Source organism: Alteromonas sp. S167 (assembly GCF_036864375.1).
In the GTDB taxonomy this organism is placed as follows: Bacteria; Pseudomonadota; Gammaproteobacteria; order Enterobacterales; family Alteromonadaceae; genus Alteromonas.
Genome location: NZ_JAZETR010000006.1, coordinates 90,289 through 108,010, shown reverse-complemented (window position 1 = coordinate 108,010; position 17,722 = coordinate 90,289). Strand labels below are relative to the sequence as shown.

Sequence of the window (17,722 nt, the reverse complement as noted above, 5' to 3'; positions counted from 1 at the left end):
AATGTTACTCATCATGGACGGTGTAAATGACAGACCTCTTTCTTTCCCCCTCTAACTTTTGGTTTAGTATCGCGCTAAGTGCCGTATTTCTTGTATTGGTAATGGAGCTTGCGGGCATGCTATTTGGTGTTTCATTAATTGGCATTGGCGACGAAATTAGCGATATTGATTCTAGTAGTATTCTAAGCTCTGAATTAGCCAGCTGGATGAACCTGAACCGCGTTCCTTTTTTAGTGTGGCTGGTTGTTTTTTTAACCACATTCGGTGCTGTTGGATTTATTGCTAACTCGCTTAGTACCGCAGTGATATCAACTGCGCTCCCACCATTTGTTTCTGTGCCTGTAGCATTTGTAGGCGGCTTATTGCTAAGCGCAAAAACCGTTGTATATATAGCGCGCATAATTCCGTCGATAGAATCTAGCGCCGTTAGCGCCGACGAATTCGTAGGTTCGGTAGCAGAAATTACTATAGGCCGCGCGTCGCGAGGCAACCCAGCAGAAGCTAAATTTACCGATAGCTACGCCCAACCCCACTTTGTATTAGTTGAACCTTTTGAAGATAAAGAACGCTTTGCTCAAGGAGAGCGCGTTATTTTAGTGCAGAAAAATGAACACAGCTGGTTAGCAACCCGCTACCTTTAACTAAAAGAGAAAAAGTATGGATACAATTCAAACGTCTAGCTTGCCGTCAATACTCTTTATTGCCGGTGCCATTGTTGTAGGTCTTCTTGTAATAGGTCTTATTTTTGCGAAGCTTTATACCAGGGCAACCAAAGAAACCGCCTTCGTGCGAACCGGATTAGGTGGCGAGAAAGTGATAAAAGATGGCGGCGCACTTGTACTGCCAGTAGTGCATGAAGTTATTCCGGTTAACATGAATACCCTTCGCATTGAAGTTGAAAAGATTCAAAAAGATGCCCTAATCACAAAAGATAGAATGCGTGTAGATGTAAAAGCCGACTTTTATCTGCGCGTTGCACCAAACGCTAACGGCATTTCTATGGCGGCACAAACGTTGGGCACTCGCACCACTCGCGCTGAAGAAGTTAAAAAGCTAATGGAGTCGAAGTTTGTTGACGTACTTCGTGCTGTTGCGGCTGAAATGACCATGACAGAAATGCACGAACAACGTGCCGACTTTGTTCAAAAAGTACAGCAAAGCGTGGCTAATGACCTAGAAAAGAATGGCTTAGAACTAGAGTCGGTAAGCTTAACTGGCTTTGACCAAACCGATCTTCAATTCTTTAATGAAAATAATGCATTCGACGCGGAAGGCCGTGCTCGTTTGGCAAAGATTATTGAAGAAAAGCGCAAAGAAACCAACGATATCGAGCAGGAAAACCGCATTCTTATTGAACAGCGTAACCTCGCTGCAGAAAAACAGTCTCTTGAAGTAAAACGCGATGAAGAAGAAGCGCGATTAACGCAAGAGCAAGTGCTAGCGTTTAAACGACAAGAACAAAAAGCAGAGATTGCTAAACAGCGCGAAACGAAAGAACGAGAAGAGCGTGAAGCAGAAATTGCGAAAGAACGAGCAATTGAAGCGGCTGAGATTGAAAAGTCACGTGAAATTGAAACCCAAGAAATTGCGAAGCGCCAAGCATTAGAGCAAGCGCGTATTCGTCAACAACAAGAAATTGAAGTGTCTGAGCAGGTGAAGCAAATAGCGGTAGCCGTGAAGTCAGAAGAAGAAAGTGCAGCTAGAGCCAAAGCAGCAGAAGCTGAAAAACAGAAAGTAGAAAAAGAAGAAGCAGTATTAACAGCAAAGTCTGTCGCGGCAGCTGAACGTAGCAAACAAATCGAAGTTATTGATGCACGTAAAGAAGCTGAGCGTGAAGCGGTAGGTATAACCGTTGAAGCGCAAGCGAAGAAAGAAGCTGCAGAAAACTCTGCCGCTGCCATACTGACAGAAGCAAAAGCGTCTGCGAATGCAAAAATACTGCAAGCAGATGCTGACGAAAAAGTATTGGCAGTAGAAGCTCAAGGTAAACAGGCGCTACACGAAGCTGAAAATACGCTGAAGAACGAACAAATTGAGCTACAAAAAGCCCTTGCGATGCTTAAAGTATTGCCAGAGTTAGTCGCGCAAGCCGTTAAACCTATTGAAAACATTGAAGGCATTAAAATACTACAGGGCTATGGCCAAAATGGCGGCGCTGCAGGTTCGCGCAGTGACGCAGTAGCCGGTGCAGGGTTAGCCGATCAAGTAACACAAGCAGCCCTTGGCTACCGTGCCAACGCACCATTAGTAGACGCTATGCTGCGTGAAGTTGGCTTAGTTGATGCTGAAAACGGCACGTTAGAAGACTTAGTGACAGGCAATAGTGAGCTGCTTAGTGCTGCGCCAAATAAGGTAACGCCAAAGCCAGTAAATGTAGCCGAGCCGTCTACTACTACCAAAAGCGCGGCTAAAGACAGCGGAGCAATTGAAAACAGCGACATTTAAAGTAGTGCTTAGCACACCATCATTTAATAACCGTGCAGACCATCTCAATTAACCGGCACACAACGTATTTTGATGTGGACTGAAAACGCAAAAGCCCCTCTTTACAGGGGCTTTTTTGTGGCTGAAAAGTTGTATTACGATCGTTTATTACCAGCGTTTGTTAATAGCCATAAATCTTGTGCGTTAGGCATTATTCGCAGTTAACCCATTAAGCAGACCTTCAATAGCACTTCGGTATTTAGGAACAAGGCTGGTTGATGTGTACACAACTAACTGGGTAGAGCCCATCTCGTTGGAATAATAGTAGCCAACGTAGCTAAAATTAATGCCGTTGCCGGTACCTTGAAATTCCATGTGTAAAACACGCTCGCCATTTACTGTGCGAAACTCTTGATTCACAATTTTTGCATTTGGCGCAAAGGCTCGCAGGTTTAATAACGCAAGATCTGCAAGTTGCTCTAGCTCAATTTGAATTTCTTCGGTAATCGACATTGCGTACAAATCACCGTGCTGGTAGGTAAACTCGTATTCCGCATCTGGATTATTCGTTGATTTTGCAAACTTCCAATCTTTCGGATTGATAAACACGCTAGTGTTATTGACCTTACTTTTGACTTTAAACGTTGCATCGTCATTTTTTTCAAAAGGCATGTCATTGGTTTCAATAACCATATTAATGTCGCTCTCCGACTCGTATGCCCAGGTACCGTCCTTGAACAGAAAAACCGTTTCGCCGGTATCGGTAACTGCCATTTGTTGCGCAAACACCGCGCTAGAAAGAATCAGCAAAGCTATTAGAGATAATATTTTCATTTAATGTCCTTTTACATGTATGTCCATAAAGAGGTGATAAATTTGATAGTATGAATTCGTGATAAAAAGTGCAATAGGAACAGCTGTATCACTAAATATGACAGTGTATGAAGAAGATTTACATCGCTTATTTGAATAGCGAAAACAACAGATTTACTATATCGAGTAGTAATAAGAATACTGAGACTAAAACGTGGTAAAAAACGCGCCAAACTTGCCAGAAGAGCCAGAGAAACCGCTTAAAGATGACTGTTGTGGCGGAGGCTCATGCTGCCCGTGTGTTTGGGATGCCTATTTTGAAAAACTTGAGCAGTGGAAGGCAGCAAAAAAAGCGCTGGAGCAACAAGACACCGCCGAAAATACGAAATAATCTACCCCCTATTACGCATCTATATTAATTCTGTCTACGCATCGGTTGTGCACGTACAACGTAACTGGTAGCTCAACAAGTGATGTTTTTGAAAACTGTAATTTGGCTTTGCTTTCAGATTCAAGCCTTTCGAACGACCATGAATCCGCTAACCCAAAATCCACTCTTGATAACAGCACCATTATGATAATCGCCTGGGGAGATTCGGCAAACGTTACTTCAATTCCAGCATCAGTAAAACGCTGTGTAAACTCTGAGTCGACACTTGTACGTAATATTGCTGCACTCTGTCCTTTAAGCTGCGACAGTGACGTCCACGTAAAGTCATCGGTTTGCTTTAAACGCAATAAACCTACATGCACATTTTTTTCAGACAGCTGATACTTAATAAAATCGTCATTTTCTGGCGGAGGATAAAAGGTGCTGCACCACTCATTTTCTCGTAAATATCGCGCAGCGCGGGCTGGCGGTAAAAATAAGGGTTTCAACGCAAGGTTGTTTCCTGCTTCTCTATTTTCTAATAGCTCAAAGGCAATACCGCCAGCCTGTTCAGTAATCGTCGTGAAAGGCGGATATTCAATTGCAACAACTTCGAAGCTTTCAGCATTTGCCATTTCTTGGTAAGTGAACAACAAGCAAGCGGCGAGAATGTGCTTTAGTGAATTCATAGTTTCATTACCTCTTCCCTGTAATAAAGAAAGACGACACTTCACGCCTGTATAAAAATTATACTAAAACTAGATAATTATCTACTTTAATTTCTTAAATGAACTCCATTCTTATGTACTCAAACAAACTAATATTACGCTAGGCGTCATACAAAAATGCCGCTAAAAAGCGGCATTTTCGAAACTATCGAATTATTTTAACTAATTCTAATCATCGATAAATATTAAAAGCCTTCCAACACTAGCTTGCCAATAGCGGTTCCTGCTTCTAACGTTTTATGCGCTTCAATGAGGTTTGCAGCGTTAATTTTTCCTAAATGTTTTCCTACTGTGGTTTTAATTTTACCTTCGTCTATAAGCGCAGATACCTCGTTAAGCAGGTTGCTTTGTTCAATCATGTCGTCTGTTTCAAACATAGAACGTGTGAACATAAACTCCCAGTGTAAAGAAATACTCTTTTGCTTAAGCTTCGATACATCAAGATGTTCAGGATCATCGATTAACGCCAAACGCCCCTTTGGCTTTAACATTTCAACGAAGTCGTCCATATAAGCGCCCGTATTATTCAGGCTTGCAATATGTGTAATTTCACCCACATTGAGTTCACGTAGTTGCTCGGCCATTGGCTTGCTATGGTCAATAACGTAGTCGGCCCCCAATGAAGTAACCCACTCTTTTGAGCTTTCTCTAGACGCCGTTGCAATTACCGTAGCTCCTGTTAAACATTTCAATAGCTGTAAAGCGATTGAGCCTACGCCACCGGCAGCGCCAACCACTAACACAACCTCGTCACTCGCGTTAGACTGCTTTTTGATAGCTAGGTGGTCGAACAGCATCTCATAGGCCGTTATTGTGGTGAGCGGTAAGGCAGCGGCTTCACTGTCAGACAAACTTTTTGGCGCTTTACCCACAATGCGTTCATCCACTAATTGAAATTCAGCATTTGAACCGCTTCGGGTTAAGTCTCCCGCATAATACACTTTATCGCCAATATTAAAGTTCACAACCTCGTTGCCCACTTCAACCACCTCGCCTACAGCGTCCCACCCTAATATTTTAGGTATACCGCCCTCAGGGTTTACACGATGACGAATTTTATAGTCCACAGGGTTAACCGCTATTGCAGTTACGTTTACAAGTAAGTCGCGTCCACTCGCCTGTGGCTTATCAATTTCAACGTCTACTAATGCATTTTTCTCTGTCACTGCAAGTGACTGTGTATATCCAACCGCTTTCATAACGTTATCTCTTGTTGATTAACATACCTTCATCATACGCTTGATTAATTCGTAATAAACAGCACAATAAAAGAAACATTATCAAAAATTATTTGAGAATAATGCTTCTTAACGACCTAAATATAGTGCTGAAAGTGGCTGAGTTTAGAAATATTACTGCAGCTGCCACTCACTTAAACATGCGCACAGCAACCGCCAGTGCCGCAATAAAGCGCGTTGAACAACAGCTGGGCACTGAGTTATTCGTACGCACCACCCGCTCTTTACGACTTTCAGCTGCAGGAGAGCGCTTCATGCCTACCTGCCATAAAGCACTTAAAATGCTTAACGATGCACAGCAAAACGTAAAAACTGACAACGGTATTGTTGAGGGCGAAATCTGCTTAGGAATATCTTCAGACTTAGGTAGAAACCTTGTTGTTCCGTGGCTTGATACCTTTATGGATTCTCACAAGAACATAAGCGTAAAGCTGCATTTAAGCGATAGTAAAGTCGACTTCTACCGAGATCCTATCGACCTTGTACTGCGATATGGTAAGCCTTCTGACGCAAACACATACGGGTTTAAAATATGTAACGTTCCTTCCTTGTTAGTGGCCTCTCCTGCATATATCGAGAAACACGGAGTGCCTACTAGCATTCAAACACTTCACCAGCACAATGGCTTGTTTTATCAGTTATACGATAAAACCTATGACGAGTGGGAGTTTCTGCGAAATGGTACGCAAACCAAAGTTAAAATGAGTGGAAATAGAATTGCGAACGACGGTGAAATTGTTCGTAAGTGGGCTGTAGCCGGTAAAGGCATTGCCATTAAGTCGAGCTTAGATGCTTATGACGACATTGTGAATAAGCGCCTTATTCGAATGTTACCTGAATATTCGCCAAGGCCTACACAGCTGTGGCTTATTTGCCCGAGTAGACAAACAATTACCCCTGCAGTAAGGCTTTTAAGAGACATGCTGAAAGCACAAACCCAAAAAATACTCGCGCATTTGTGTGAGCTAGACGTAATAAAAGAAGAAAGTTTGCAAGATAACCTGGAATAAGGCGCGTTTTGTTTTTTAAGTTTTGTTTTTAAAAGCAACGCTAATTAGATAGCGTTGGGGCAACCCACTGCCCCAACCCTTAAAGATAACTATCGCTTATACATGGCAGGCTCGCCCTCTTCTGGCGTGCTGCTTTTGATAAACTCGCGTAAATCTTGGTTAGACTGTTTAAGGTCATCGCGACGTAAGTACATCATATGCCCACTGCGATAGCCTTTAAAACTTAAACGGTCTTTCATAACACCACTTTGATCTAGCTGCCACATCGTATATTTGGCATCAAAATAGTTCGTGGCACCATCGTAATAACCAGCCTGAACCATGACATTTAAGTATGGGTTTTGAGCCATGGCCAAACGCAGATTTTCACCTGTTTTGTTGTTGCTTCTATCCCACGGGTGCACATCGCCAAACATATTATATTTTGTATCGGTTTTGTAGTTTAGTTCTTCGCGTAGGTAATAGTTAATTGCAGGCGTAAACGAATGCAACCAAGACGTTAGCTCAGCCCAGTAATCTGGACGATCGCCACTTTGCTTGGCATCAATACCTAAATATCGGCTATCAAGACGGCCAAGTGTTTTGCCTTCGTCCCGAAGAAGCTCTTTCCAAAAATAGAAGGTGCTTACATCTAAGTTATTCTGAGAAATCGCTTCTTCAGACAACCCCGAGTAACGCGCCATCTGCGCAAGCACGGCACGCTTCTCTTCTGCACCAATAAAGCCGCCTTTAGCTAACGCCGGAATAAGCTTGTTGATAGTAAAGTCTTCAACTTCTGGCAACAGCTCAAGTAGGTCTTTGCTTTGTAATTCGCTGTCTAGCTTGTTGTGATACCACGCGGTGGCGGCAAAGTAAGGTAGGCGATTCGCCGCTTTTACAGGGCCATTACGCTCAATACCAATATCGGTTGGTGACACTAGCACTACGCCATTTAAATACATCCACTGGCGGTTTTGTAGTTCTAACGCTAACCCTGAAACACGGGTTGTACCATAGCTTTCACCAATTAAGTACTTAGGCGAGCGCCAGCGGTTGTTGCGTGTTACGAACGTGTTCACCCAATCGGCAAGATAGCTAATATCTGCATTAACACCAAAGAACATTTTCTTCTGCTCTTCTTTTGACGGCATTTTACCTTCAGCGTTTGGCAGTACGCGGCTATAACCCGTATTTACTGGGTTTACAAAAACAATATCAGCTACGTCTAGAATGGAATAAGGGTTTGTTTGTACGCCGTAAGGCTGAACCGGATAACCTTCGTTATCGATATTCAGTATACGAGGGCCGGTATACGCTACGTGCATCCATACCGATGCAGAGCCTGGACCACCATTGAACGAAATAATTAGCGGGCGCGTTGCGTTGTCTTTAACATCAGTACGCTGGTAATAGGTGTAAAATAATGTCGCTACTGCTTCATCTTTTTTGTTCCACACCGGCTGTGTACCTGTTGTTGCACTGTATTTAACGCGCTTACCAAGTATTTTAGTTTCGTGTTCAGTCTTTACTGAACTATCAATTTCGATAGTGCGTTTGTGCTCTTGTGCATAAGCAATTTGACTAACCGAAACAAGGGTAAACAAGGCAAACCATATTGCGCCAGCCCTGGACAATGATGTTCTGTTTTTCATAGTAAGTTCTTTTTTATTTATTTTGCGATTGTATGTTTTATTAATCGACTACTATACCGTGTCACGGTCAATTCCTAACCGATGCTCGATAAAGTAACTGAAATTTTCGACGTATGCCGCATGCGTAAACAGCGGTGTATTTTACTTTAACGTACTTTCTGGCCCGTGTTGCGAAACAAATGTGATGAGTTCAGGGAAGAATGAAAGAAATTGCTTCTCTATAGCATGTTTGTACTTTTCAATATCGTCTACGGTTTTATGGAATTCATTGGTAAAACGAATGCGCTTCGCCACAACGGATATAGCCTTGGCAATCCCCTCTTCCTTGGCATAGTCTTCGAACCAATTATGCGTAATCATATGGCCAACGCTGTGTTGCATTGTGCGCGGCATCTTGGGTAAACCTTGCTCCAATAGGTTAAAGCTACTTGCACAGAATTGTTCAAAAGGAATATGGCTAAAGCTGCGCCAGTGCTTTATAAGCAAGTGATCAAAATAGATATCTAACGCCACGGGGGCAAATCGTCGCCTACTTGTGTGAAAAAATTGTTTTGCGGTTACTACGCTTTCATGAGCATCGGTAAACTTATCTACCGCATAATGGTTTTCAAGCCCAAGTAAGACGGCATTTGAATAAACTGACACATCAACACCGCGCCTAAAATCACCCAACAGATTACCAAAGTGAGAGTCTGGCGTTTTCCTAGCTAGGAACAGATGCGCAAGGTAATTCATAACGGTTTTATCACTTTTTTAAGTTGTATGGGTTATTGCCTATCGGGTAGTATTGCGGCCGAATTTAGACAACGCAACAAACTTGGTAGGTAGTGTTACATTATGTCGGTTATTTCTTCTGTTGAAGCTTCATCTCTTTTAGCGCCTGTTAACGCATTTTTACAATGCGAAACGCCTGAATCGTGGATTGAAGAAGCCAAAAAAGAAGACAACCTGCGTATTCTGCTTACCGACCATCTTATTTGCGAACTCAAAGCTGCACAAAGCGCAATGTATCTGTTACGTCGATATGTGGCCGATGACGAAACAAGTAAAGTACTTCTTGGCTGGTTAAAACCCTACGAAGATTTTACTTATCGTCACGAAGGTGATTGGGAATCGCTTAACACTAAACACCTTTCAAAAAGTGTGTTCAACGTAGAAGGCTTAGACCCTTTTAAAAAAGACATGCTAGATAAAATGGTGATGTTAATTAAAGAAGAGCTCCATCATTTTTATCAAGTTTTAGAGATAATGCACGCCCTGGGCTTTGACTATAAATCGGTAACGTCGAGCCGCTATGCCAACGGACTTCTTCGTCACGTTCGCACTTACGAGCCAGAAAAATTAGTAGATAAGCTAATATGCGGGGCTTACATTGAAGCACGCTCTTGCGAGCGTTTTGCCAAACTGGCCCCTCATGTATCAGAAGAGCTAGGTAAGTTTTACGTATCGCTGCTACGCTCTGAAGCCCGCCACTTTGAAGACTACTTAACATTGGCCGCCGCCATTTCAGATACAGACATTGAGGAACGCGTAAAGCATTTTGGCGAGGTCGAAAAATCGTTGATTGAAAGCGCTGATGAGACTTTTCGCTTCCACTCTGGCGCCCCTGTTGCGGCTTAAGGCACTTTGTTCTCAAAGCTTTTCGTCTTAAAGCCTTTCGTTTCAAAGCCTCAAAAAAGCTTTTACTATTGGCGCGATCAAATATTAACCAATAGTTGTTGACGGCCTTGCGGTATTCCTGCACACTCAAATTGTAAACATATTGTTAACGGCAGTTTTTTTTGCGCTTGGCGCCGTGTATTTGCATGCAGCAGCGTTTACTTAAAAACGTAGCTTCATCTATTAGATTGTCCCCACTGCCTTACAACAATAATTCATTTGAAGAATAAAAACGTTGGTGAAACAAGGCAGGACTTATGATCTTAAACCATTTAATTGGTATCTACACTCATCCTAAGGAAGAGTGGCAAACCATCGATACAAAGCATGAAACGTATTTTTACGCGCTAACTCATATCGCATTTATTGCATTAATCCCCTCTGTTGTTGCTTATTATTCTAGTGCACATACCGGCTGGAGCATTGGCGCTGGCGACACTATTCGTCTTAGCGAACAAAGCGCTATTATGATGGGCATTGGAATGTATTTCGGCCTTATTGCAGGGGTTGTAGCGTTAGCAGTGCTTATTCACGAGCTGGCAAAAGCATTCGATGTATCACCTACCTATACTCAGTCGTTGGAGCTTGCGGCCTACACTGCAACACCGTTGTTTATGGTGGGTTTTGCAGGGCTTTACCCTGAGCTGTGGGTTGTGATGACAGCGCTTTTGGTAGGGATTAGCTATTCAGTGTACTTACTTTACTCTGGCGTACCTATTTTAATGCACATGCACGAAGACAAAGGCTTTATTTACTCTAGCTCAGTAGTTACCTGCGGGCTGGTTTTATTGGTTATTTTAATGACAGGCTCAGTATTAGTATGGGGCTTGTATGGCGGGCCCGTTTTTGTCCACTAAACACTTCACGTTTTAATAATTAATGTCACAAAAAAGCCGCATTGACTGCGGCTTTTTTATTATCTTCATGGTCAGTGACTGTGATGATTAATCATCAGAGCCTTCGATGTTATGAACATCAAGGTTGCTAAGCTCAGCTTGTACCACTGGCGCTTTACGCGACTTTTCGCCACGCGACATATCGATGCGCTCTAGATATTCTTGGTTTATATCGGCAGTAATATAGTTACCGTCAAACACCGACGTTTCAAAACGTTGGATACTGTCGTTTTCTTCTTTTACCGCTTCAACTAAGTCAGAAATATCTTGGAAAATTAGACCGTCGGCTTGGATTAACTCAGCAATTTGGTCTATTTCACGACCGTAAGCAATGAGTTCATTTGCAGACGGCATATCGATACCGTAAACGTTAGGGAAACGAATTTCCGGTGCTGCTGAAGCAAAATACACCTTCTTCGCACCTGACTCGCGAGCCATTTCGATAATTTGTCCAGACGTTGTGCCACGTACAATAGAGTCATCGACTAACAGTACGCTCTTGCCTTTAAACTCTGAAGAAATAGCGTTAAGTTTGCGGCGAACTGATTTCTTACGCATGGTTTGACCAGGCATAATAAACGTGCGACCAATGTATCGGTTTTTCACAAAACCTTGGCGGTATGGCAGTTCAAGCGTATTAGCAATTTGTAGCGCCACATCCATAGAGGTTTCAGGAATCGGGATAACCACATCAATATCGAGGTCTGCCCATTCGCGCTTAATTTTTTCACCTAGTTTACGCCCCATGTTTACACGTGATGCATACACAGAAATGCCGTCGATAAAGCTATCGGGACGGGCGAAGTAAACGAATTCGAAGATACAAGGCGAAGTAATTGGGTTGTCTGCACACTGACGAGTGTGAAGTTGCCCTTCTTCTGTAATGAAAACCGCTTCACCTGGCGCTACGTCGCGAACAAATTGGAAGCCCACAGCGTCTATTGCCACGCTTTCAGAAGCTACCATCCACTCTTCGCCAAGCTCGGTCATGCGCTTACCTAATGCCAGTGGGCGAATACCGTGCGGGTCACGAAATGCCACAATGCCTTGCCCGATAATAGCAGCAACAACCGCATAGGCACCGCGGATCTTTTTGTGCACTTTGGTCACGACTTCAAAAATGTGCTCTGCGCTAACGCTTAGGCCTGCAACTTGCTGAAGCTCATGGGCTAGAATGTTGAGCAGCAATTCAGAATCGGAAGTTGTATTTATATGGCGACGTGCAATCCGAAAAACTTCTTCTTGCAACTCGTGCGCGTTGGTAAGGTTACCATTGTGAGCAAACGCAATACCAAAAGGTGAGTTCACATAAAACGGCTGCGCTTCCGCTGAGCTCGATGTGCCCGCCGTGGGATAGCGAACGTGTCCTATTCCCATATTTCCCGTAAGACGCTTCATATGGCGCGTATGGAAGACATCTCGAACCAAGCCATTTGCTTTACGCAAATTAAACATATTTTGGTCGATAGTCATTATGCCTGCAGCATCTTGTCCACGGTGTTGAATAACCGTAAGACCGTCATACAGTGACTGAGCGACAGGCGTTTTACCAACTATTCCGACAATACCACACATGTGCGTTACCTATTTCAAGCGGGATTTAAGAAACTGGAGGAGTCTTTCACGTAGCTGAAAAACCACTCAATAATAATACCAAACTCTGGGATGAGCACCGACGCTTGCCACCAAGCTGCTGAGGCTGCGCTGGTAAAGGTGTCCATAAAAAACAGTAAAGCGCTAACTATTAGCACGCCGCGTAGCGCACCGAACACAATGCCAAGCGCGCGATCTGTTCCAGACAGCCCGGTAGCTTGCACCAGTTGGCTGATGGCAAAGTTAATCATGCCACCTAAAATGAGTGTTGTAACGAACAGCGCCGCAATAGCAGCACCGTTTTTCAAATAGGGGTCGTCAATGGCTGTGAAGTAAACGGCAAGGTCAGCATAGAAGTTGCTTGAAATAAAGAGTGCAGCGAACCATACCACTAAAGAAATGGCTTCTTTAACAAAACCTCTGATGAGGCTTATTAAGGTAGATACCGCAATGATACCCAGTATGGAAAAGTCTACCCAGTTCATCGTCTCTTTTTTGCGTTGTTGTTACGCACAAATTTTCATGCAGTAACGAGCCTTTGGCGAGATGGCGCGCATTCTAACAGAAGCAAGAAATATTACTAGTGCGTAATAATACTGAGCATCAAAACAAATGCCCTAGAAAACTTACTCTACTTTGAACGTAGTCACCTTGCCTTTAAGCCCTGTTAGCTCTTTAAGGTGTGGAAGCGCCGTTTCAAGCTTCTTTTTGTCTAAATCTGGGCCAACAAATACTTTGTTAAGCTTACCTGAGCTTGTTTGTATTTTTCGGCTAAACGCGCGATACCCTGCTTTTTCCAGTTTTGAAAGCAGCGCTTTTACATTTTTTTCGTGTCTGAAGCTGCCAAGCTGTATCACCCAGCCAGCATCTTCATCAGCAATATCGCTTTTCGTTTCAATAACGGTCTGACTAGCTAAGTCGTCTTCTGCAATTTCTTTTGCACTGTTTTTAGCTAAATCTTCAGCCGTGTTGCTAACAGTTCGAGCCGAATTTTCTTCCAACAGTTCGTCTGATGGCGTTTCATCCTGAAGCGTTACTTCAGGTACTGCAGCCTTAGCTACACGCTCTGTAGGAAAAGGTTCTGGCTCAACAATAGGCTTTACTGGCGGGTTGGCTGGCACAGAAACAAAAGGCTCTCTGTTAGTTTGTTTCTTACCGTCTAAAAAGTCTGGTAAAAAAATAACGGCTAACGCCACAATAATAATGGTGCCAACCAGTCTATTCTTTAATGCCGATGTCACTGTAATCTCCCGCTAAAACCCTGAATACTCGACGAAATGCAGTAAGTGCGCATTGGCGCACTACTTAGCAAGCACATCTGCCACGGTAACAAAAGAGCCAAATACCAAAATTAGCTCACCGGGCTGGTAATCTGCACGTGCCTTAGAGTATGCCGCTGAAACGCTGTCGTAAGTGGCTATATTCTCTATGGTTGTGCCGGCATTAACAAGTGCATTTTCAAGTACTTCAGCATTACATCCGCGAGGCCCCTCAGTAGTGGCCACATACCAGTTTGCATTTAGCTCACTTAACGGCGCCAATGTTTCAGCAATAGATTTGTCTTTAAGCATACCAACAACAATACGCATTCTGCTGACGTCGTATCGTTGAAGCCATGCCTGCATAGCGGTAGTAGCCTGCGGGTTGTGGGCTACATCAACCACCACGAGAGGGTCATCACTGATTGTCTGCTGCCTTCCTGGCATAACCGTATTGGCTATGATTTTCTGCAGCGATGACTCGCTGGGCATCATTTCAAGGTATTCTAATGCCGCAAGCGCGGTGCTTGCGTTTTGTAACGGTATATTAGGGTATGGCAGATTGTCGAACGCGTACGTTTTACCCTTCCATGACCAGGTATTACCATCGTTTTTAATTTCGCTAATAAAGTCTTCAGTAGCCCAGCGAACAACTGCTTGCAGTTCATTGGCAACGTCATACAGCGAAGACGGTGGGAATAAATCACCAACAACGGCTTTTCCTTGATGACGCATAATTCCGGCTTTCTCGCGGGCAATTTTTTCACGTGTGTTGCCCAACCAATCTTGGTGGTCTAAATCTATTGTGGTTATTACCGCAAGGTCAGGGTCGATAATGTTGGTAGCGTCTAAACGTCCGCCTAAGCCTACTTCAAGAATGGCTACATCAACACTCCACTCCTGCATCATCTTCATTGCAGCAAGGGTACCAAACTCAAAATAGGTAAGGGTTACATCTTCTCTCGCTTCTTCAACGCATTCAAAAGACGACACAAAGGCTTCAGCGTTGGCCAGTTCACCGTTTAGGCGCACTCTTTCGCGATAGTCAATTAGGTGAGGAGAGCTATATACCGCAACGGTTTTACCTTGCGCTAGTAATGCTTGCTCAAGCAAGCGACATGTAGTGCCCTTACCGTTAGTTCCGGCAACGGTAATGACCAAGCTGCCGTCTAGCGATAGCTTCATAGCATTCGCAACGGCTTTTACTCTGTCTAGCCCCATATCAATAGCGCTAGGATGAATTGACTCTAAGTAGGATAGCCATTGGCCCAGGCTTTTTGAAGATGGTACAGGCGCACCTGCTGAGCCAACGGAAGTATTATTTTGGTTATTCACTAATGATTGTTATGCAACTTAACTAACAGACCATGTAATCTATCACGCATATCTCTGCGGTCAACAATCATATCAATTGCGCCCTTCTCTACCAAGAATTCACTGCGCTGGAACCCTTCCGGTAACTTCTCACGCACAGTTTGTTCGATAACACGAGGGCCTGCAAAGCCGATAAGTGCTTTTGGCTCGGCAACGTTAACATCACCTAGCATTGCAAGGCTTGCTGATACACCGCCCATGGTAGGATCGGTAAGTACTGAAATATAAGGAAGGCCCTTTTTACTCATTTTCGCCAATGCTGCAGACGTTTTCGCCATTTGCATTAGTGACATAAGTGCTTCCTGCATTCGTGCGCCACCGCTTGCAGAAAAGCAAATTAGCGGCATATTGTTTTCTAGACATGCATTAACCGCGGCGACAAAACGCGCACCAACCACAGACGCCATTGAACCGCCCATGAACGCGAACTCAAAACACGCAACAACAACCGGCATGCCTTTAAGCTTGCCTTGCATAACGACTAGAGCGTCTTTTTCGTTCGTTGATTTTTGAGCCGCTACAATGCGATCTTTATAGCGTTTAGAGTCTTTGAACTTCAATACATCCTGCGGCTCGTGCTCAGCACCAAGCTCTACGCGATCGCCATCGTCAAGAAATGCATCAATGCGACGACGCGCAGTAATGCGCATATGGTGGTCACACTTCGGGCAAACTTCCTGAAGCTTTTCTAACTCACTTTTATAAAGCACTGCCTGGCAAGAACCACACTTTGTCCAAATTCCTTCAGGTACGTTACCTTTGGTTGACGTTTGCGTTCGAGGGAGAATCTTTTGAATCCAGCTCATTGAAAATGAATCCTTTATTTTTGTTTGCCGGCCACAATTTTTGATGTTTATTCATAGTTGACCAGCAAGACTGAAATTTTGTGCATGTTGTAGCGATACCAAGAAAAAACACGCATCACCACAAAACAGCTATCTAATATAGCGCGCTATTAGACCACAATACAACGAAATGGAAAAAACAAAACTGGTCTAAGAAGTTGGGGGGATTTGGTTTAAAAACACACAAGCTTTACAGTGAGACTGCAAAATGCCCCTAACATTTTCCTTTTGGAAAGCTTGCATCACCAGAATGGCGTTTCAATGCTTCTTCTCTAGCACCGCTAATTACAAACTTGGTTAATGCTTCATTGATAACAGCCTGAAAGTCAACAAGTTCAGGGCGCAGTACGAAAACCAGTTCAACACCATTAATGACATTAAGGGACTGATAGAAAGTATTTGAACAAAATTTTTCGTTGAACATAATGGAACGCGCATTCTGTTCGCTCATAATAGCGAATTCGCAACGCCCTTTTGTCAGCATGGTAGCCATGGTTTCATGGCTACTTGAATTCACCCGAACAAGACCGTTTTCATGCATATCAAAAAATGGTTGTAGAACGGGATAAACAAAAGCGTAGCGTGTGCACACGCTTGACCCGTTAAGCTTAGTAGCATCGAACGGTTCAGAAAACTCAGAAGTTTTATACATGTAACTGTCGTGCCGTATTAACGGCACACTGTAGATAAAATCATCGGGATGTTCTAGCCAATTAGGCGAGGAAAGAAAGGCATCAACGGCACTGGTATGCACAAGCTGCTCGCTTCTGGCTCGATTAGAATCTAGATAAGAAACCGTGAGCTTATTCTGTGCAATGGTGTTGAAAAAATCGACGACAACTCCCTGATATTTACCTGTCGTGACGTCATAATACAAATATGGCGCAGAACCGGGAGTGTTAACAGCAAACCGAATGGTGGTTTGTTTGGGTGTTGTTGTGGCATGCAACGAAGAAGGCAGCAATACTAGCGCCAGTAGAATCAGTTTCGTTTTTTTATGCCACAAAAACATGGTGAGTCTCTTTGCTCGTGGTGATTAAAGCCTAATGTTCTGGAAGAAAAAGCGGGCCTAAAGGCGGCTTGGGTAATCCATGTTCTTCAGGGTATGTAACGTCTACCAAGTATAAACCGTTTGGTTTTGCTGTCGCTGCAGACTGGCTGCGATCTTTTAAACTTAACAAATGGGCAATCCAATCAACGTCCTGCTCACCAGCGCCGATTTCAACGAGTGCCCCAGTGATATTGCGCACCATATGATGCAAAAAGGCATTCGCACGAATATCGATTATTACATAACGCCCCTGCCTGTAGACACTCACATTAGTTACATTTCGAAATGGCGTATTACTTTGACACAACGCTGCGCGAAAAGAGGTAAAGTCTTGTTCACCTAGCAATGCCTGCGCTGCTTCATGCATTTTAACCTCATCTAACGTGCGGTGAACATGGGTGACACCACTATTGAGAATGGCTGGTCGCATTTTAGTGTTATGAATGACGTAACGGTATCGACGGTGAGTGGCTGAAAAACGCGCATGAAAATCATCACTGACGTTTTTAGCCCACGTAACGGCTACCGAATTAGGAAGGTTAGCATTAACGCCCAGCGTCCATGCTCGCTCATTGCGAGGTGCGTCACAGTCAAAATGAACAACCTGCCCAGTAGCATGAACGCCAGCATCTGTGCGGCCGGCACATTGAACTTCAATTGGCTGATTAGCTACCGTTGAAAGTGCTTTTTCAAGATGCTCTTGAACACTGGGTACTTCGCGCTGACGCTGCCAGCCATATACTGCTGCACCATCGTATTCAATGCCTAAGGCAATTCGCCCCATCTTTGACTACCTCTAAACTAAAAGGCGCTAAGTGTAGTCATGTCACA

At 43.8% G+C, this 17,722-nt stretch carries 18 protein-coding genes; 6 read left to right on the top strand and 12 right to left on the bottom strand.

What is annotated here, in order from left to right; translation table 11 throughout:
• The first annotated feature begins 26 nt into the window (after positions 1–26).
• Together V7R35_RS10900 and V7R35_RS10895 are read left to right on the top strand one after the other, a co-directional pair.
• Positions 27–641: an OB-fold-containig protein gene (locus V7R35_RS10900; RefSeq protein ID WP_334014854.1), complete on the top strand. Its 615-nt coding sequence runs from the start codon at positions 27–29 to the stop codon at positions 639–641.
• A gap of 16 nt (positions 642–657) precedes the next feature.
• Positions 658–2,445, top strand: a complete 1,788-nt coding sequence (locus V7R35_RS10895; RefSeq protein ID WP_334014853.1) for a flotillin family protein — start codon at positions 658–660, stop codon at positions 2,443–2,445.
• Between the two features lie 183 nt (positions 2,446–2,628).
• Here the strand turns inward: V7R35_RS10895 and V7R35_RS10890 are convergent, their stop codons facing one another.
• Positions 2,629–3,258: a hypothetical protein gene (locus V7R35_RS10890; RefSeq protein ID WP_334014852.1), complete on the bottom strand. Its 630-nt coding sequence runs from the start codon at positions 3,256–3,258 to the stop codon at positions 2,629–2,631.
• Between the two features lie 193 nt (positions 3,259–3,451).
• Here V7R35_RS10890 and V7R35_RS10885 point away from each other — a divergent pair, with 193 nt between their 5' ends.
• Positions 3,452–3,628: an oxidoreductase-like domain-containing protein gene (locus V7R35_RS10885; RefSeq protein WP_334014851.1), complete on the top strand. Its 177-nt coding sequence runs from the start codon at positions 3,452–3,454 to the stop codon at positions 3,626–3,628.
• Between the two features lie 11 nt (positions 3,629–3,639).
• On the opposite strand, the gene V7R35_RS10880 is transcribed toward V7R35_RS10885, so the two are convergent.
• Both V7R35_RS10880 and V7R35_RS10875 read right to left on the bottom strand, forming a co-directional pair.
• The gene (locus V7R35_RS10880; RefSeq protein WP_334014850.1) at positions 3,640–4,296 is read right to left on the bottom strand and encodes a hypothetical protein; all 657 of its coding nucleotides are present in this window, start codon (positions 4,294–4,296) and stop codon (positions 3,640–3,642) included.
• Positions 4,297–4,520: 224 nt separating this feature from the next.
• Entirely contained in the window at positions 4,521–5,534 is a 1,014-nt protein-coding gene (locus V7R35_RS10875) for a zinc-binding alcohol dehydrogenase family protein (protein ID WP_334014849.1), read from the bottom strand.
• Positions 5,535–5,635: 101 nt separating this feature from the next.
• Between V7R35_RS10875 and V7R35_RS10870 the strand changes: the two genes are divergently transcribed.
• Positions 5,636–6,583, top strand: coding sequence for a LysR family transcriptional regulator (locus V7R35_RS10870; protein WP_334014848.1), 948 nt, complete (start codon positions 5,636–5,638; stop codon positions 6,581–6,583).
• A gap of 89 nt (positions 6,584–6,672) precedes the next feature.
• On the opposite strand, the gene V7R35_RS10865 is transcribed toward V7R35_RS10870, so the two are convergent.
• Together V7R35_RS10865 and V7R35_RS10860 are read right to left on the bottom strand one after the other, a co-directional pair.
• Positions 6,673–8,214, bottom strand: coding sequence for a S10 family peptidase (locus V7R35_RS10865; protein ID WP_334014847.1), 1,542 nt, complete (start codon positions 8,212–8,214; stop codon positions 6,673–6,675).
• Positions 8,215–8,355: 141 nt separating this feature from the next.
• Positions 8,356–8,949, bottom strand: a complete 594-nt coding sequence (locus tag V7R35_RS10860; RefSeq protein WP_334014846.1) for an acyl carrier protein phosphodiesterase — start codon at positions 8,947–8,949, stop codon at positions 8,356–8,358.
• Positions 8,950–9,051: 102 nt separating this feature from the next.
• On the opposite strand from V7R35_RS10860, the gene miaE reads away from it, so the two are divergent.
• Both miaE and V7R35_RS10850 read left to right on the top strand, forming a co-directional pair.
• Entirely contained in the window at positions 9,052–9,834 is a 783-nt protein-coding gene (miaE, locus tag V7R35_RS10855) for a tRNA isopentenyl-2-thiomethyl-A-37 hydroxylase MiaE (RefSeq protein WP_334014845.1), read from the top strand.
• A gap of 296 nt (positions 9,835–10,130) precedes the next feature.
• Positions 10,131–10,730 (top strand): Yip1 family protein, encoded by a 600-nt coding sequence (locus V7R35_RS10850; RefSeq protein WP_334014844.1) that lies wholly within the window; start codon positions 10,131–10,133, stop codon positions 10,728–10,730.
• Between the two features lie 87 nt (positions 10,731–10,817).
• On the opposite strand, the gene purF is transcribed toward V7R35_RS10850, so the two are convergent.
• The 7 genes from purF to truA all read right to left on the bottom strand — a co-directional run bounded on the left by purF (position 10,818) and on the right by truA (position 17,675).
• Positions 10,818–12,344, bottom strand: coding sequence for an amidophosphoribosyltransferase (purF, locus tag V7R35_RS10845; RefSeq protein ID WP_334014843.1), 1,527 nt, complete (start codon positions 12,342–12,344; stop codon positions 10,818–10,820).
• A 14-nt stretch (positions 12,345–12,358) separates the two neighbouring features.
• A complete protein-coding gene (locus V7R35_RS10840) occupies positions 12,359–12,847 on the bottom strand; it encodes a CvpA family protein (RefSeq protein WP_334014842.1) in 489 nt (162 codons plus the stop codon).
• Positions 12,848–12,988: 141 nt separating this feature from the next.
• The gene (locus tag V7R35_RS10835) at positions 12,989–13,603 is read right to left on the bottom strand and encodes an SPOR domain-containing protein (protein WP_334014841.1); all 615 of its coding nucleotides are present in this window, start codon (positions 13,601–13,603) and stop codon (positions 12,989–12,991) included.
• Positions 13,604–13,663: 60 nt separating this feature from the next.
• The gene (gene folC / locus V7R35_RS10830; RefSeq protein ID WP_334014839.1) at positions 13,664–14,956 is read right to left on the bottom strand and encodes a bifunctional tetrahydrofolate synthase/dihydrofolate synthase; all 1,293 of its coding nucleotides are present in this window, start codon (positions 14,954–14,956) and stop codon (positions 13,664–13,666) included.
• A complete protein-coding gene (accD, locus tag V7R35_RS10825) occupies positions 14,956–15,801 on the bottom strand; it encodes an acetyl-CoA carboxylase, carboxyltransferase subunit beta (RefSeq protein WP_334014837.1) in 846 nt (281 codons plus the stop codon). Before accD ends, folC begins: the two co-directional genes overlap by 1 nt.
• Before the next feature lie 253 nt (positions 15,802–16,054).
• On the bottom strand, positions 16,055–16,852 hold the full coding sequence (locus V7R35_RS10820; RefSeq protein ID WP_334014836.1) for a substrate-binding periplasmic protein: 798 nt from the start codon (positions 16,850–16,852) through the stop codon (positions 16,055–16,057).
• Between the two features lie 31 nt (positions 16,853–16,883).
• Positions 16,884–17,675: a tRNA pseudouridine(38-40) synthase TruA gene (truA, locus tag V7R35_RS10815; protein ID WP_334014835.1), complete on the bottom strand. Its 792-nt coding sequence runs from the start codon at positions 17,673–17,675 to the stop codon at positions 16,884–16,886.
• Between the last annotated feature and the right edge of the window lie 47 nt (positions 17,676–17,722).

Coding starts and splice junctions, on each gene's coding strand:
- V7R35_RS10900 (WP_334014854.1), top strand. CDS start 27: ATGACAGACCTCTTTCTTTCCCCCTCTAACTTTTGGTTTAGTATCGCG.
- V7R35_RS10895 (WP_334014853.1), top strand. CDS start 658: ATGGATACAATTCAAACGTCTAGCTTGCCGTCAATACTCTTTATTGCC.
- V7R35_RS10890 (WP_334014852.1), bottom strand. CDS start 3,258: ATGAAAATATTATCTCTAATAGCTTTGCTGATTCTTTCTAGCGCGGTG.
- V7R35_RS10880 (WP_334014850.1), bottom strand. CDS start 4,296: ATGAATTCACTAAAGCACATTCTCGCCGCTTGCTTGTTGTTCACTTAC.
- V7R35_RS10875 (WP_334014849.1), bottom strand. CDS start 5,534: ATGAAAGCGGTTGGATATACACAGTCACTTGCAGTGACAGAGAAAAAT.
- V7R35_RS10870 (WP_334014848.1), top strand. CDS start 5,636: ATGCTTCTTAACGACCTAAATATAGTGCTGAAAGTGGCTGAGTTTAGA.
- V7R35_RS10865 (WP_334014847.1), bottom strand. CDS start 8,214: ATGAAAAACAGAACATCATTGTCCAGGGCTGGCGCAATATGGTTTGCC.
- V7R35_RS10860 (WP_334014846.1), bottom strand. CDS start 8,949: ATGAATTACCTTGCGCATCTGTTCCTAGCTAGGAAAACGCCAGACTCT.
- miaE (WP_334014845.1), top strand. CDS start 9,052: ATGTCGGTTATTTCTTCTGTTGAAGCTTCATCTCTTTTAGCGCCTGTT.
- V7R35_RS10850 (WP_334014844.1), top strand. CDS start 10,131: ATGATCTTAAACCATTTAATTGGTATCTACACTCATCCTAAGGAAGAG.
- purF (WP_334014843.1), bottom strand. CDS start 12,344: ATGTGTGGTATTGTCGGAATAGTTGGTAAAACGCCTGTCGCTCAGTCA.
- V7R35_RS10840 (WP_334014842.1), bottom strand. CDS start 12,847: ATGAACTGGGTAGACTTTTCCATACTGGGTATCATTGCGGTATCTACC.
- accD (WP_334014837.1), bottom strand. CDS start 15,801: ATGAGCTGGATTCAAAAGATTCTCCCTCGAACGCAAACGTCAACCAAA.
- V7R35_RS10820 (WP_334014836.1), bottom strand. CDS start 16,852: ATGTTTTTGTGGCATAAAAAAACGAAACTGATTCTACTGGCGCTAGTA.
- truA (WP_334014835.1), bottom strand. CDS start 17,675: ATGGGGCGAATTGCCTTAGGCATTGAATACGATGGTGCAGCAGTATAT.